The organism is Streptomyces graminilatus (assembly GCF_001418565.1).
Classification (GTDB): domain Bacteria; phylum Actinomycetota; class Actinomycetes; order Streptomycetales; family Streptomycetaceae; genus Streptomyces; species Streptomyces graminilatus.
The window spans coordinates 1-15,671 of record NZ_LIQQ01000019.1 but is presented as its reverse complement, the minus strand read 5'-3'; the positions used below and the strand labels follow the sequence as shown (position 1 = coordinate 15,671).

The following is a 15,671-nucleotide window of genomic DNA, read 5'->3' as shown; positions in this document are numbered from 1 at the left end:
GGTGGCGGACGCACATCCGGGCGGGTGGGCGGGATGTTTTCTCGCCCCCGCCGCCCTTACCCGTTCCCGTCCTGTTCCTGGGGGCTGCCGCCCCCAGACCCCCGCATCGGCCCTGAACGGGCCTCGTCCTCAAACGCCGGACGGGCTGATGGTGCCCGGGGCGGCCCTCGTCCTCAACCTCCCCCAGAGGGGGGACCCCCAACGGGCTGAGATGGCGGGCCTCGTCCTTGTGGCGCCGGATCAGGTGAGGTGCCCGTGCCCGCGCTGGAAAGCATGCCGAGACGGACGGGTGGGCGGGTAACAAGGCCCGTGAACGCCGGACGGGCTGGGGAAACGTACCCCCAGCCCGTCCGGCGTTCGCCTACGCCCCGCTTCGCTGGCCGGGCAGACTCGCCCTGCTGCCGACGTACGGGTCCCGGGCGTGGTCCGGTGGCAGGCCGACCGAGTTCGCCGTGCGGCGGGCCTGGAGCGGGACCGGGCCGTCCGGGTGCGGGGCGCGGTCGTGGCCGCCCTGCCCGTGGTGCCCGTGTCCCTGGCCCGCCGTGGTCGGCGTACCCATGACGCCGGGGCCACCCTGCGCCCCGGTCACCGATCCGTCCGGCTCCGGCATCCGCTCACTCTGCGGTCTGCGCGCCCGGTACGCCGCCCGGTACGCGGCCGGGGACGAGCCGAGCTGGCGCCGGAAGTGGCCGCGCAGGGCCACCGGGGACCGGAAGCCGCAGCGGCCCGCGACCTCGTCCACGGAGTAGTCCGACGTCTCCAGGAGACGCTGGGCCTGAAGCACGCGCTGCGTGATCAGCCACTGCAACGGCGCGCTTCCCGTGAGCGAGCGGAAGCGGCGGTCGAACGTACGGCGTGACATGTACGCGCGTGCCGCCAGCGTCTCCACGTCGAACTGCTCGTGGAGATGCTCCAGCGCCCAGGCGACGACCTCGGCGAGCGGGTCGGCGCCGATCTCCTCTGGTAAAGACCGGTCGAGGTAGCGCTCCTGGCCGCCCGATCTGCGCGGCGGAACCACCAGCCGGCGGGCCAGCGCACCGGCCGCCTCGTTGCCGTGGTCCGTGCGCACGATGTGCAGGCACAGGTCGATGCCCGCCGCCGTGCCCGCGGATGTCAGTACGTCGCCGTCGTCCACGAAGAGTTCCCGTGGGTCGACATGGACGGACGGATAGCGCTTCGCCAGCGTCGGCGCGTACATCCAGTGCGTCGTCGCCGGGCGGCCGTCCAGCAGGCCGGCCGCCGCGAGGACGAACGCGCCTGTGCACAGGCCTACGATCCGCGCACCCTCTTCATGGGCCCGACGCAGTGCGTCGAGCGCCTCTTCCGGTGGCGGCGCGGTGATCGAACGCCAGGCGGGCACGACAACGGTGCCTGCCCGTGCGATCGCCTCCAGGCCGTTCGGCGCGGTCAGTTCCAGCCCGCCGGTGGTCCGCAGCGGTCCCTCTTCGCCCCCGCACACCAACAATCGGTAGCGCGGTACTCCGGCGTCCTGGCGGTCGATCCCGAACACCGAAAGTGGAATGGAACTCTCGAAGATGGGGCCGCCGCTGAACAGCAGCACCGCGACGATCTCCTTGCGGCGTCGCCCGGAAAGTTTCCGGGCCGCGGCTTCCGGCGCGGCAGTGGAGTCGTGGCTCATACTGCTAAGCCCCCCTCGGTGGTCGCGGCTCCTCGGTTGTGTCGCTCCTGCACGTTTCCCCTCGGTCCTGCACGAGTCCCCCGCCGTAGACAGTCAAGATCGAATCTACTGTGTCCCATGATGCCGAGGTGACCGAGCCGGTCACTCGACAGATTGTCGACTTGGCAACTTGGCGTAAAGCATTCGATCACGAAGCGTTGCACTCGTGGGGCGTGCAGGGAAGTGCGCCTCGACGCAGTGGCCAATCCGCGTAGGGTGCGCGGACCCGTCTGGACCCTTTCGGCGCAGGTGGAACAGGGGTTTGGGGGTTGTTCGGCCAAGGGGTGCACAGTGGCTGGAAGTTGGCTGAAAACTATCGGTCCCGTGCGCTAAAACAGGTCAGTCGACCGGTGTAGTTCCGCCGGAGTGCCGGCCGCCCCGGCGCGCGCTGGGACGGGCGCCGGAATGAGTGCCCGAGTGGGAGCCGGAGGGGGCGGCGCCGCACTGGGCCCCGGTGTAGGCGCTGGAAGGGGCCCTGCCGTGCCGCGCCCGGGGCAGGACGCTCTCCTCGGCCGGGGTACGGGTACGGGCCGCGCAGCGCTCGGACTGCCGCAGCAGCACCCGGCACACCCCTGTCACCGCCGCCAGCCCCAGCGCCGTACCGGCCGCGCCGCCGAGCGAGGTGCCGTAGAGGACGAGCACCACGGGGACCAGGACGCAGCTGAAGGCCGCCCAGCGGACGAGGTCGCTCGCGGAGTCGTGAGTCGGTGAGGTCATGGCTGCTCCCTGTGGCGACGGGTCGACGGCGGGTCGACGGCTGGTCGACGACGGGTCACGGGGTTCAACGCGTGTTCGAGCGGTCGGTCACTGGTCAGGATGTCCTGAAGATGTGCGCGGAAGTGATCGGCGTAGGCGAGATGCGGGCGAGATGCAGGCGAATCCTGCGGAAACAGCCTGTACGTGGCAGCAACCATTGCGTTACGGGTACCCCCTCGTGCATGCTCCCTGGAACCCGTTCCGGAGCACGTGCGGGCTATGGGCTACGGAGGCGTGCGGCCGTACCCTTGGGGGTATGGGGTTGGGAAGATGATTCCCGGACACAGCTCCGACGCACTCTGACGCACACTGTCGTCCCACATCACGTTGTCCCACCACGAGGATCAAAACGCCGAGAATCCCATGGCCGGTCACGAATTCCTGGAACCCGCGGACCGCAAGCGCCCCGTCGCCGACCACACGGCGGCCGAGCCCTTGGCGGCGGAAGAACCACGTCAGTCCTGCGACCCCGCGTTCAAGCACGGTGTCGTCGTCGGTTTCGACGGCTCGACGTCGAGTGAGCGAGCCCTCGCGTACGCCATCGGCATGGCCCACCGCTCGGGTTCGGGCCTGATCATCGTGCATGTCGCCAACCGGCTGCCCACCACGGTGTGGGCCGGCTGCGAGCCGCCCGTCTTCGTCGATGTGCCGGACCACCGGACCGAGGTTCTCGGGCTCGAACTCGCGTGCGCGGACTATCTGGCCGAGGTGCCGTGGATCCTTGTCGAGCGGGGTGGCGACATCTGCCACGAACTCGAAGAGGTGGGGCGGGAGTACGAAGCCGATGCGATTGTCGTGGGTTCTACCCACGGTCTCGTTGGGCGCATTTTCGGGTCGGTGGCCGGGAGGCTTGCGAAGCGGGCGCAACGGCCTGTTGTTGTCATTCCCTGACAGACTCTGGGGCTTGTTCGGTTGTGTGGTCTCTGCCGGTCGGTGGGGGCTGGGCGCGCAGTTCCCCGCGCCCCTTCGGGGGCGCCCCTAGGGGGCGCCTCCCTCGGGGCGCCTCCCTCCAGGGGCGCGCCCCTCCTCGTGGCTACTCCACCGTGACCGACTTCGCCAGGTTCCTCGGCTTGTCGATGTCACGGCCGAGGGCCAGGGCCGTGTGGTAGGCGAGGAGTTGGAGCGGGATGCCCATCAGGATGGGGTCCAGTTCGTCCTCGTTCTTCGGGACGACGATCGTCTCGTCGGCCTTCTCCTGGTCCTGGTGGGCCACCGCGAGGATGCGGCCGCTGCGGGCCTTGATCTCCTCCAGGGCGGCGCGGTTCTTCTCCAGGAGGTCGTCGTTCGGGACGATCGCCACCGTGGGCAGCGCGGGCTCGATGAGGGCCAGCGGGCCGTGCTTCAACTCCGAGGCGGGGTAGGCCTCGGCGTGGATGTACGAGACCTCCTTGAGCTTCAGGGAGGCCTCGCGGGCCACCGGGTAGCCCCGGACGCGGCCGATGAAGAGCATCGAGCGGGCGTCGGCGTACTGCTCGGCCAGCTTCTTGATCTCGTCCTCCCGCTCCAGGATCTCGGCGATCTGGCCGGGCAGCCTGCGCAGGCCGTCGATGATCCGCTTGCCGTCCCGGACCGACAGGTCGCGGGTGCGGCCCAGGTGCAGGGCGAGCAGCGCGAAGGCGACGGTGGTGTTGGTGAAGCACTTCGTCGAGACGACGCAGACCTCGGGGCCCGCGTGCACGTACATGCCGCCGTCGGCCTCGCGCGCGATCGCCGAACCGACCACGTTGACGATGCCCAGCACCCGCGCGCCCTTGCGCTTCAGCTCCTGTACGGCGGCCAGCACGTCGTACGTCTCACCGGACTGGGACACGGCCACGTACAGCGTGTCGGGATCGACGACCGCGTTGCGGTAGCGGAACTCGGAGGCGGGCTCGGCGTCGGCGGGGATACGGGCCAGCTCCTCGATCATCTGGGCGCCGATCATGCCCGCGTGGTACGAGGTTCCGCAGCCGAGGATCTTCACGCGCCGCACGGCACGCGCCTCGCGGGCGTCCAGGTTGAGGCCGCCGAGGTGGACCGTGGAGAAGCGGTCGTCGATCCGGCCGCGCAGGACGCGGTCGACGGCCTCGGGCTGCTCGTGGATCTCCTTGTGCATGTACGTGTCGTGGCCGCCCATGTCGTACGAGGCCGCCTCCCACTCCACGGTGGTCGGCTCCGCCGTGGTGCGGGTGCCCTCCGTGGTGTACGTACGGAAGTCGTCGGCCTTCAGCGTGGCCATCTCGCCGTCGTCCAGCGTGACTATCTGCCGGGTGTGGGTGACCAGCGCGGCGATGTCCGAGGCGACGAACATCTCCTTCTCGCCGATGCCGAGGACGACCGGCGAGCCGTTGCGGGCGACCACGATCCGGTCGGGGAAGTCGGAGTGCATGACGGCGATGCCGTATGTGCCCTCGATGATCCGGAGCGCCTGGCGGACCTTCTCCTCCAGGGTGTCCGCCTGGGAGCGGGCGATGAGGTGGGTGAGGACCTCGGTGTCCGTCTCGGAGAGGAACTCGACGCCGTCGGCTTCGAGCTTCTTGCGCAGGTCGGAGGCGTTGTCGATGATCCCGTTGTGGACGACGGCGACCTTGTTGTCGGCCGACATGTGCGGGTGCGCGTTGTGGTCGGAGGGGGCGCCGTGCGTGGCCCAGCGGGTGTGGGCGATGCCGGTGGTGCCGGCGAAGCGCTTGGGAACCTTGGCCTCCAGGTCCCGGACGCGGCCCTTGGCCTTGACCATCTTCAGGCCCGCCGCCTTCGGCGAGCTGACGACGATGCCCGCCGAGTCGTAGCCGCGGTACTCCAGGCGCTGAAGGCCTTCGAGGAGCAGCGGCGCCACGTCACGCCTGCCGATGTATCCGACAATCCCGCACATATGTATGTAGTCCCTGTTGTATGTGGATGAGCTGGCTGTAATGGCTGTAATGGCTGTGGTGGCCTAGCCGTAGACGATGCGGCGCAGTTGGCGGAGGGTGAGCTCCGGTGGTGCGACCGCGCGGTATTTCAGGTCCGCCTCGATCCGGTCGAAGATCGTCGCGTTCACCAGTCCCTGGCCCTGGAGTTCGCGATGGCGGCGACGGACATAATCCTCGGTCGTCTCGTCGAAGTAGGCGAGAACGTCCTGAATCACCCGCAGTGCCTCACCCCGGGCGAGGGGTGTGGTGCGCGTCAGATGATCAACGAGTTCGTCGTGCACCCGACGATCCTGAGGTAAAGCGGCGGCAACCGCAAGAATCCTGCCCGATTTCGGGCAACGATCTGTTGAAACTCTCATGGGACCCTGTTCGGGGCCCGTTCACCCGGTGTCCTGCGGAACGATGGCTACCCAGAGCACCGTTTCCAGCCATGGACACTCCTCGCATGGGCGTACCCGAGCAGCTCGCAGAGCGCATGAGCATGGCTGAGCAGCACGAGTACCTTCGCGCCAAGTTCTCGCGGCGCACGATGATCAGAAGCGGCGCCGTCACCGTCGGTGCCGTCGCGGGCGGCGCGTTCGTGCCGGGCGCCGTCGCCCAGGCCGCGACGCGCACCTCCGTACCGACGCAGACGTACTCCCAGACCGAGAAGATCGACGGCGCGCTCGTCGCCCCGTTCGGCCGTCACCTCGCCTGGGGCAACGACCCCCGCACGGAGATCACCATCTCCTGGCAGGTCCCGGTCGCGGTGCAGAAGCCCTTCATCCGGATCGGCACCCACCCCTCGCACCTCTCCCGCAAGATCGAGGCCGAGGTGCGGACGCTGTTCACCCCGGCCGGGGTCGGCGCCAGCGGCGACCACACCCAGTACTACCTGCACGCCAAGCTGACCCACCTGCGCCCCGGCAAGACGTACTACTACGGCGTCGGCCACGTCGGCTTCGACCCGGCCGAGGCGCACCTGCTGGGCACGCTGGGCACCTTCACCACCGCCCCCGACCACAAGAAGCCGTTCACCTTCACGGCCTTCGGCGACGAGGGCGTCAGCTACCACGGCCTCGCCAACAACAGCCTGCTGCTCGGCCAGAACCCGGCCTTCCACCTGCACGCCGGCGACATCGCGTACGCCGACCCGGCCGGCGCCGGCAAGACCACCGACACCGGGTTCGACTCCCGCGTGTGGGACTCGTTCCTCGCGCAGACCGAGTCGGTCGCCAAGTCCGTGCCGTGGATGCCCGCTTATGGCAACCACGACATGGAGGCCTGGTACTCGCCCAACGGCTACGGCGGCGAGGACGCCCGCTGGAACCTCCCGGACAACGGCCCGGACAAGAAGAACCTGCCCGGCGTCTACTCCTTCGTCTACGGCAACACGGCGGTCATATCGCTGGACGCCAACGACATCTCCTTCGAGATCCCGGCCAACCTCGGTATCTCGGGCGGCACGCAGACCAAGTGGCTGGAGGCGCAGCTCAAGAAGTACCGCGCCTCCAAGGACGTCGACTTCATCGTCATCTTCTTCCACCACTGCGCCTACTGCACCTCCACCGCCCACGCCTCCGAGGGCGGCGTGCGCCAGGAGTGGGTGCCGCTGTTCGAGAAGTACACGGTCGACCTGGTCATCAACGGCCACAACCACCAGTACGAGCGCACCGACGTCATCAAGAACGGCGCGGTCACCAAGAAGCTCCCGATCGGCGGCACTTCGTACCCCGAGACCGAGGGCGTCGTCTACGTCACGGCGGGCGCGGCCGGCCGCAGCCTGTACGCGTTCACCGCGCCCCTGTCCTACGAGGGTCACGAGAACGAGGTCGAGTCCGTCGCCTCCTTCATCAACACCAAGGACGGCAAGGTCAACGAGACGGTCACCTGGTCGCGCGTGCGCTACCTCGACTACTCCTTCCTCCGCGTCGACGTCACCCCGGCGGCCAAGGGCCTCCAGGCCACACTGACGGTGCGCGGCATCGCGGAGACGGGCGAAGAGGTCGACCGCTTCACGGTCGCCCGCCGCGCCCGCTGAGCGAACGCGTATGCCCGGAAGGCGGGGCGTACGAGTGAGTGGTGAGTGATTTACGAGTGAGTCCGGCAGGCGGTTCTCCCGCGCATGGTGAGTGTTCCTACATGCGCCTGAGGACCGCCTGTTTGGCGTGCGTGAACTCCTCGTCGGTGAGTACACCGGCCTGGTGCAGCTCGCCGAGTTCGCGCAGGCGGCGGAGCTGGGCGTCATGGTCGTGTTCGACCGGTGGCGCGCTGTCGGGTGCGGCGATCTCGGTCGGCCGCCGCTGCGCCGGTACGTCCGTCACGGGCGCCGCCGCCGGATGCGGCAGGCGGGCCTGGACGGCCGCCGCGACCAGCGCCATCAGCGGGTCCTTCTTGAATCCCCACAGCTCGACGGAGTTGGGGTCGTACTTCGGCGGCGCCTTGGTCGGCGCGTGCCGCACGGCGAAGCGCAGGTAGCCGTTCTCCAGGCCCACCGCCGGATGCCACTCCACGGCCGCGATGTCACCGACGGCCAGGGAACGGGCCCCGGCGGCGGCCTTCGCGTCCTCCGTCTTCCAGTTCCACTCCAGCCGGACGTGCTCACCGTCGAAGGTCGCGGTGCCGTCCCCGGCCGACACGGACAGCGGTACGGCGGGCCCGGGCAGCAGATACCGGTCGACGGCACCGGACGGCACCTCGTCGATCAGCAGCGCGTTGCGGACTTCGTCCACGAAGTACTCGGCGACGCCGTACCGGTCCGACTCGACGCTCAGCTGATACGGGTCGTCGGTCTCCGCGAGCTTGCCACCGGTCGCCTGGAGCAGCGGGTCGGCCCCATCACGCAGCCGCAGCCTGAGCCGCCCCGACTTCCTCCCCTGCTCGAAGGAGGCACCGGCCAACGCGTGCAGCGGGAGGGCGAGTTCACCGAGCTCTTTGCGTAACAGGCTGACGTTCTTGTCCCGCCCCGGGGTGAGCCGGAGAGCTTCACCTTCGAAGACCCAGGTGCCGTCCTTCTGGATGATTTCCGCCATGGGGAGATTCTGGCACCCGACCGTCACCGCAATCCTGAGAGTGGATCTTCAGGGGCCGACGAGGTGGAGGGCGTCGGCCGGCTCGGTGGGGCTGGCGGCCAGGAAAGGCCGGCCCGTCCGTGGTGTCGATCTGTTCACTTTGAAATTCCTTGACCGTTCCCGATCAACTGTGTTGGATATGGGGACTAGTAAAGATCAGTTAAAGCGGGGGTAAGGAATGGGTGGGGGCTCTTTGTGCTGCCCGCAGCGCGGAGGGTGGCCGACTGCTCACGGACACGCGTTACAACGACCGCGGCTTGGCCTACCAGGCTTACGCCGATGCCTTCGACTCCGAGAAGCTTCCCTCCGGCGAGTACTCCGCAGTGGCCTACGGCCGCAGTCCCAAGCAGACGGTGACCGTCTTCGACGGCGCGGGGCGCGCGTCGACCAGCACCTTCTACGCCTTCGGCGTGGAGAAGTGGAGCACCAGCACCACGTACACGGGTGACTCCACCGCGACGACCGCACCGGTCGGAGGCTCGGCCGCCCGCACGATCGTGGACGCCCTGGGCCGTACGACGGAGACCCGCGAGTACGAGGGCACCAGCCCGGCGGACACCGGCTTCGGCGCCACGGTAGGCGCGACCCACACGTCCACGAAGTTCACGTACACCCGCGACGGCAAGCAGTCCACGATCACCGGACCGGACAGCAAGTGGTCGTACCTGTACGACCTGTACGGCCGTCAGACCTCCGCCACCGACCCCGACATGGGCACGACGACCACCGGTTACACGGCCCTGGATCAGGTCTCCTGGACCAAGGACGCGGCGGGCCGGGTCGTGATCAGCGACTACGACGTGCTGGGCCGGGCAACCGGCACATGGTCGGCCCCTGCCACGGCGGACCTGTCATCCACCGCCGAGGAAAAGGTCGACGCGAACAGACTCACCGCGTACACCTACGACGGCGTCACCAACGCCAAGGGCCAGCGGAACTCCGCCACCCGCTATGTCGGAGGGGTCGCCGGAAGCAAGTACACGAAGAGTGTCACGGCTTTCGACAGCCTGTACCGGGCGACGTCCAGCACGCTCCAACTGCCGGGCGGGGACGCTCTCGTCACCAAGAAGGCTGTCGCCTCGACGCTGACCTCCACCGCGAACTACAACATCGACGGGACTCTGCAGTACGCCACGGAGCCGGCCGCCGGAGGCTTCGGGTCGGAGCTCGTCGACTACGAGTACGACGGCCTGGGCCTGAACACGCGGACCAAGGGCACCAGCGTCTACATGCTGGACGCCAGTTACACGTCCCTGAGCCAGCCCCAGGTGCTCAGCCTGGGCAAGTCCGAGGCCGAGGGCACCTACAACGCCTACATCAGCAACCAGTACGAGACCGGCACCGACCGCCTCCTCAAGGCGACCGTCACCGACGACACGCACGCCTACGCGCTCCAGCAGTTGAACTACACCTACGACGTCGCGGGCAACGTCACGTCCGTCTCGGACCCGATGACCCTCGGTGGCACCGGCGTCGCGGACAACCAGTGCTTCACCTACGACGGCCACCGCCGTCTGACCGACGCCTGGACCCCCTCGGCGGCGGACTGCTCCACGGCCAACCGTACGACGGCCAAACTGGGCGGCGCCGCCCCGTACTGGACGTCGTACACGTACAAGGACTCGGGCCTGCGCGCGACCGAGGTCACCAAGACCAGCGGCACGCCCACGACCAAGACGTACTGCTACGACAGCACGAAGACCCACCGCCTCCTGGCCACCACCGCCAACAATTGCACGGGCGTCACCTCGACCTACGCCTACGACGCGACGGGCAACACCACGACCCGGCTGGACGGCACGGCGAGCCAGACCCTGGCCTGGTCGCAAGAGGGCAGGCTCGACACCCTCAAGGAGGGCACCAGCACCACCGGTTACGTCTACGACGCAGACGGCAGCCTTCTGATCCGCCGCAACGCGGCCGGTGAGACGGTCCTCTACCTGGGCGGCACCGAGGTCCACCTCGACACGTCGACGTCGACGGCGAAGTTCTGGGCCCAGCGTTACTACACGGGCGCCGGCTCGACGATCGCCATGCGCACCAACAAGTCGGGCACCGACAAGCTGACCTGGCTGGCCGGAGACCACCACGGCACGAGCAGTCTCGCCATCGACAACGCGACCCAGGGAATCACCAAGCGCTACAGCACCCCGTTCGGCGCGGACCGCGGCAAGCCGACCTTCGGCCCCTGGCCCGACGACAAGGGCTTCCTCGGGGCTTCGGCTGACTCCGGCACTGGGCTTACGCATCTCGGGGCGCGTGAGTACGAACCGTCGACCGGCCGTTTCATCAGCGTCGACCCGCTGCTCAACGTGGCCGAGCATCAGTCACTCAACGGCTACACCTACGCCAACAACAGCCCTGTCACACTCTCCGACCCTGACGGTCTGGACCCGTGCGGTGGACTCCAGTGCGGCCACGAGGGCGATGACTGCAGCGACGCCGGTATCTACTGCTACGGCTCCAAGCCGGACGGCACGGCTGACACGTCGGGTGTGGTTCCTTCAGGGGGTGGTGGGACGGCGAGTGCCAGCAGCACCGGGAACACCGGCAGTAACGGAGTGGGCGTCCGCAAGGAAGGAGAGCCCCTGTGGGGCGCGCTGGGCGATGTCGTGGACACCGTCGACAACTACGTCACCGCGGTCGTCACCCAGCCCGACATCTGGTGGGGAGCTGCCGAAACCGCCGGAAGCGTGATCCTCATGGGAGCCGGGGGAGACTTGGCTCTCGCCGGCGGAGCCGTCTGCATCGCCACCCTTATCGGCTGCGTCATCGGCGTCCCGGCGGCTGTGGGCGGTGTGGCCCTGGTCGGTGTGGGGGCCTATGGTGCGTCTGAAGGCATCGGGCGCATGAGCAGCGGGATGAACAAGGCGCTGAGCGAGGCGGAGTCGAAGAGTAGCTCCGGAACTGGCTCCTCCCAGGGGCTGGACAGCACGGCCCTCGGTGGTGCCAGGGAGACCCGGGTCGCTGAACTCACCGGCGGCAAACTCCCTTCCGGAGCCCCTGGGAAGCCCGGGCTCCTTATCAAACAGCCGAACGTCGGAACTACGGACGTGGACGTGATTGCCGCGGACGGTACGTACATCGCCGTCGGCGGCAAGGCTAAGGCCAGGAACCTTGCGGCGCTCGGCCAGAAGCTGCGGATCCTCAGGTGGGGCGCCGAACAGCAGGGCGTGGGCGCGAAGGCATACTTCCAGGAAGGCACACCGGATACGGCGCTCAACCTTGCCCGCAAGGTGCTCGGTGAGGACAACGTGCACACGTTCAATCTGGGATAGGGGCAGGCGTGTCAGAGGGATACGTGCAATTGCTGTGCGAGAAATGGAATCCGTCGTCGGCTGAGTCGCTAGTGGCGTCCGCCGGTGAGGTCGGCATCTATCTTGCGAACCCCGCCAACGGGCGCATCACTGAGCTCTCCGAGCTGGGGGAGCAGATCCCGGCAGACCGGGGCCGGATTGTGGCGGACATATCGCTGAGCGGCACGGGCGAGGTGACGTTTCAGTTCTGGATTGACGAGGACGTTGACGTCGTCTGCGTCGTTCGGCGGTGGAAAGAGCGCGGGGCGTCCGTGCGGCTCTTCGTGGACGGGCTCGATTGGGTACAGCGCACTGCGGTCGCCCAGTGGGGCATCGCTGCCGGGCTGTCCTGGCCAGCGGCCGCAGCGTTCGTCGTCGATCGGCGGGGGAAATCGGAGGATGAGGACTGGGAGGATTGGGCGGAATCTGGTTCGGGGGCCGTCGAGGACGCGCCTGAGTTGCTGGCTGTGCGGGGCGCGGACGCGGGCGCCGGGAGTACCTTGTTGTCCGGATTCTCGGTCTGGTGTAGTGAGCCTGACTTGTTGCAATTCCTAGTGCAGTGAGTGATGCGGAGTCAGGGGCCAGGGGCACGGGATCAGTAGTCACTTCGTCATCCTGTCCCTGTACTTCACATCGTCAGGAATGGCGTTGGCCTGGCGGGCAGGGCGCGTGGCTGTCATGATCGATCCGGTTTGCGCGGGGATGACGATTCCGTCGGAACGACGTGTTTGTGCTACGTGCTATGAGCTACCCAGGGCATATAGAGGCCGGTCAAGTATGCGGGACAGCCGGGCTGGCGGGCCAGGCAGTTCGTCGTGTCAGGCCGGATCACGGCACGCGAGTTGGCCTCCGGTTGCCGGGCGAAGCGGTACTGGCTCGGCGGGGCGCGGTCTTCCGCTGTGGTGATCAGCGCCCCTGACGCTCAATGATCACCGCAAGCCGTGCCCGCAGGCGTGCCGTCCGTCACGAACCGCCCACCTACATCGGCTCGGGGTTTCGGGCCCGTCCCAGAGGCTTCGGGCCGGCCGCGAGAACAGCGGAGCCTGGCCTGGCTCCCACGTGACGGCGAAGAGAACTGCTGTCGGTCAGACCGTGTCAGGTGGTCGTGCCTGAAGTGTCTGTCTTGAACACCTCGACGAACGTGGTGAAGGCTCGGGGCGGGAAGGAAAGCGTTCCCTGGGCCGGGTCCTTGGAGTCGCGTATGGCTATGCGGGTGCGCACGTCCGCTATCTCCACGCAGGTGTTCCCGTCGCCTCCTTCGGAGAAGGAGGACTTCTGCCAGTGGAGGGGGCTGGTCACGCGTGGTGCCTCACAGTTCCTTCGTCAAACGGTGGATGAAGTCCCGCGACTGTGCGGGGTCTAGCGCTGCCTCCTCTACCTTACGGAAGAGCGTTCGAAAGCGGTCCAGTTGGGACTCGGCATCCAGAAACGCCGTGCCGCTGGGTGAGTCGCGAAGCACCGTGTCCAGACGGGGAAGCGGGCCGCCCAGATGCATCATGGCGGCGCTCGCTCCGGCGAACCCGTCGGTGTCGAAGGGGATGACGCGCATTGTGACGTGGCCACGCTCGATCTCGCCCAGGATCTCTTGGAGTTGAGCCAGCATCACCTTGCGGTCGGCCACACGGATGCGCAGAGCGGCTTCGTGCACGACGGTCCTGTACGGGGCCGGGGGGTCGCGTTCGATGACGGCTCGCCGGTTCATCCGGTGCTGGACTCGCGGAGCCAGTTCGCTCTCGGGCAGCCGCGGGACCATGTAACCGAAGACCGCGCGTGCGTAGTCCGGGGTCTGCAACAAGCCCGGTACGTGGGTAATGACGACTTCATGGATGAATGTCGCGTGATGCTCCAATTCGGCAACATCTGAGAAGATCGGCGGCAGGCGGCCGTGGAACTCCTCCCACCAGCCCTGAGTGCGGTCGGTGATCATCGCTGCCAGTGCATCGACAAGGGCAGCGTCGGTGCACGCGTAGTGAGCGGCTAGGCGGCGTACGCGCTCCTCGCTCACTCCTGCCAGGCCGGCCTCCACCTGGCTCATCTGGGCTGAAGTCGAACTGAGTAGCCCCGCCGCTTCGCGGGCCTTCAGCCCGGCGGCTTCTCGCATCCTGCGCAGTTCCGTGCCCAGGCGTACCTGTCGTGCGGTCGGTTGGCTCCTTGGTGCCACGCGCCCTCCGGTCTGAACTCGACATTCACTGCACCACGTTCGGGTGCCAGGTTAATGCAATCGCTTGCGCGAGGAAAAATTTTTGCACTACGGTCAGTCCTGCGACGCACACGCTGCGAGACTGCCGGGACCCCGGAAGCGCACCACTCCGTCCTGCCATGACGGCTGCGGCACGGCCACCGCCCGCACCCTCAGCGACCCGCCAACTCCATTTCCTGCTGAAGGAGTTCACGCATGCCGGAAACTGAAGGAATCGTCCTCGCCGGGAACGAGCCCTGGGAATACGTCCTCCACATCCCGCACGATCTCCGTGCTGTGACCGTCTGCCGGCGTACCGTCCGATTGGTGCTCACGATCCACGGCCTGATCCGCCTCGCGGACGTCGCCGAGCTCCTCGCCGCCGAGTTGGTCTCGAATGCCGTACGCCACACAAAGGGCCCTGTGGCCCTGCGCCTGCGCATGCGGGACGGGTTCCTGCGGGTCGGAGCGTGGGACGCCGATCCCGAACCGCCAATGCCGCCACCCTCGTCAGAGGCGTTGACGCGGCTCACGCATCTGGAGGAGGGGCGTGGCCTGGCTCTGGTCAGTTCGTGTGCCGACCTGTGGGGCTGGCAGCCGGTGGCCAGGAATGGGCGGCGGGGTAAGTATGTGTGGGGTGACCTCGACGTGATGTAGAGAGTTTGTCGGGATTCGGTGTGGTTCTTCCGCCGAGGTCGATGATATGGAGGAGTTGCGGTGATCGTCGTGGAAGGCGGAAGTCGTGTTGCAGTTCAAACAGACGAGGCGTCTGCTGCGTACGTCGATGTGTGCAAAGCGCGGTGTGAACGTCCCGCTTCGTCCGAGCCCGGCCTTGTTGTAAGGGCAGTCGTGGAACTGCGTCGGGCCTTTGGCGGGATGGCGATGCGGGCATTGCTGGGGGCCGAGTTCTCGCTGGACTCTCAGGCATCGGGGACGCTGTTTGAAGTTCCTTATGGTGCAGCGATGGGGCTTGATGAGGTTGCCGGATGTCGTAGCGAGCTCGGTCGTCCGTTGGTGGCTGGATTGCCGCGCGACTTCGCGCATGCTGCGCTCGACGGTCTGGTCGGGGACGGCGTGGCCGGGGCTCTGCCTGTTGGGCTGTTGCGCGTTGACCGTGCTGGTTTCGATGCGGTGGGGTCCTCCGAGATGGCGTTCAAGCTCGCGGGGGATCTGTTGAGGCGGGTCGTTGCCGCTCAGGTGTACCACCGGGATCCGCTCGCGGCCGCTCAGGCTGTCGTGCGCGCGTGGTGATGCAAAGCTCACTTTCGAGGGTCCGTCCGGAGCTGGACCGTGCGGGGCGAAGGTTTCGTTGGGCTCGCTGCCCTCCGCAGGCGCGGGGCGTTCGCTGTTCGCCTACCAGGGCCCCCATGGTCGTGGCCGGTGGGGTATTTCAGTCGCTCGCTCTCTTCGTCGCCTTTCTCTGGCGTACAGCGACCGTGTAGGGCTGTGTACGCGTCCAGTGGCCGGTTTTCGCGTAGCGATTTTTGTCTCGTCCTCGAACTCCCTTGCGGAATGCGCCAGTTGCGATCACGCTTCAGCCAGTCGACGGGGGCGGCGGCGGGAGTCGGAAGTGGAAGGTGGGGCGGGGTATGGGTGTCATGGAGGGGGTCACGGATGCGGTCGAGGCGGTGGTGCGGGGCGATGCAGCTCTGCTGGGGGACGACTTGGCCGAGTTTCTCGGTTCGCTGACCGCTCCTGCGGGGGTTCCCGCACAGTCCGTGTACGAGGCTGCCCTGCGGCGGTCCCTCTACGAGCCCGTCGCCGATGCCGTCGGGTCCAAGGTGGTCCAGGAGGCGGTGCCCCCGACCGCCGGGGCGCCCG

At 67.7% G+C, this 15,671-nt stretch carries 13 protein-coding genes and 1 pseudogene; 7 read left to right on the top strand and 7 right to left on the bottom strand.

Annotated features, from left to right (window positions below):
* Positions 1-361 precede the first annotated feature (361 nt).
* Positions 362-1,639: a helix-turn-helix domain-containing protein gene (locus tag AOK08_RS02135; RefSeq protein WP_055523059.1), complete on the bottom strand. Its 1,278-nt coding sequence runs from the start codon at positions 1,637-1,639 to the stop codon at positions 362-364.
* Positions 1,640-2,017: 378 nt separating this feature from the next.
* Positions 2,018-2,395: a hypothetical protein gene (locus tag AOK08_RS02130; RefSeq protein ID WP_055523058.1), complete on the bottom strand. Its 378-nt coding sequence runs from the start codon at positions 2,393-2,395 to the stop codon at positions 2,018-2,020.
* Positions 2,396-2,797: 402 nt separating this feature from the next.
* Here AOK08_RS02130 and AOK08_RS02125 point away from each other — a divergent pair, with 402 nt between their 5' ends.
* A complete protein-coding gene (locus AOK08_RS02125; protein WP_055523056.1) occupies positions 2,798-3,325 on the top strand; it encodes a universal stress protein in 528 nt (175 codons plus the stop codon).
* A 142-nt stretch (positions 3,326-3,467) separates the two neighbouring features.
* On the opposite strand, the gene glmS is transcribed toward AOK08_RS02125, so the two are convergent.
* Together glmS and AOK08_RS02115 are read right to left on the bottom strand one after the other, a co-directional pair.
* Positions 3,468-5,285 (bottom strand): glutamine--fructose-6-phosphate transaminase (isomerizing), encoded by a 1,818-nt coding sequence (gene glmS, locus AOK08_RS02120; RefSeq protein ID WP_055523054.1) that lies wholly within the window; start codon positions 5,283-5,285, stop codon positions 3,468-3,470.
* 63 nt (positions 5,286-5,348) lie between these two features.
* Positions 5,349-5,606: a hypothetical protein gene (locus AOK08_RS02115; protein ID WP_055523052.1), complete on the bottom strand. Its 258-nt coding sequence runs from the start codon at positions 5,604-5,606 to the stop codon at positions 5,349-5,351.
* A gap of 164 nt (positions 5,607-5,770) precedes the next feature.
* On the opposite strand from AOK08_RS02115, the gene AOK08_RS02110 reads away from it, so the two are divergent.
* Entirely contained in the window at positions 5,771-7,345 is a 1,575-nt protein-coding gene (locus tag AOK08_RS02110) for a purple acid phosphatase family protein (RefSeq protein WP_055523051.1), read from the top strand.
* A gap of 97 nt (positions 7,346-7,442) precedes the next feature.
* Here the strand turns inward: AOK08_RS02110 and AOK08_RS02105 are convergent, their stop codons facing one another.
* Positions 7,443-8,336 carry a DUF4429 domain-containing protein gene (locus AOK08_RS02105; RefSeq protein WP_055523049.1) on the bottom strand — a complete coding sequence of 298 codons (894 nt, stop codon included), beginning with the start codon at positions 8,334-8,336 and terminating at the stop codon, positions 7,443-7,445.
* A gap of 296 nt (positions 8,337-8,632) precedes the next feature.
* Between AOK08_RS02105 and AOK08_RS02100 the strand changes: the two genes are divergently transcribed.
* Positions 8,633-11,653, top strand: coding sequence for an RHS repeat-associated core domain-containing protein (locus AOK08_RS02100; protein ID WP_055523048.1), 3,021 nt, complete (start codon positions 8,633-8,635; stop codon positions 11,651-11,653).
* Positions 11,654-11,661: 8 nt separating this feature from the next.
* Entirely contained in the window at positions 11,662-12,234 is a 573-nt protein-coding gene (locus AOK08_RS02095) for a hypothetical protein (RefSeq protein ID WP_157876530.1), read from the top strand.
* A gap of 532 nt (positions 12,235-12,766) precedes the next feature.
* On the opposite strand, the gene AOK08_RS02090 is transcribed toward AOK08_RS02095, so the two are convergent.
* A complete protein-coding gene (locus tag AOK08_RS02090; RefSeq protein ID WP_055523044.1) occupies positions 12,767-12,970 on the bottom strand; it encodes a DUF397 domain-containing protein in 204 nt (67 codons plus the stop codon).
* 10 nt (positions 12,971-12,980) lie between these two features.
* Positions 12,981-13,772 (bottom strand): helix-turn-helix domain-containing protein, encoded by a 792-nt coding sequence (locus AOK08_RS02085; RefSeq protein ID WP_277816002.1) that lies wholly within the window; start codon positions 13,770-13,772, stop codon positions 12,981-12,983.
* Between the two features lie 294 nt (positions 13,773-14,066).
* Here AOK08_RS02085 and AOK08_RS02080 point away from each other — a divergent pair, with 294 nt between their 5' ends.
* From AOK08_RS02080 to AOK08_RS02070, 3 genes and pseudogenes are all read left to right on the top strand, one after another.
* Positions 14,067-14,507: an ATP-binding protein gene (locus AOK08_RS02080; RefSeq protein ID WP_055523040.1), complete on the top strand. Its 441-nt coding sequence runs from the start codon at positions 14,067-14,069 to the stop codon at positions 14,505-14,507.
* Between the two features lie 60 nt (positions 14,508-14,567).
* Positions 14,568-15,101: a hypothetical protein gene (locus AOK08_RS02075; protein ID WP_157876529.1), complete on the top strand. Its 534-nt coding sequence runs from the start codon at positions 14,568-14,570 to the stop codon at positions 15,099-15,101.
* 338 nt (positions 15,102-15,439) lie between these two features.
* Positions 15,440-15,671: pseudogene (locus AOK08_RS02070) on the top strand (polyprenyl synthetase family protein); the annotation flags it as partial.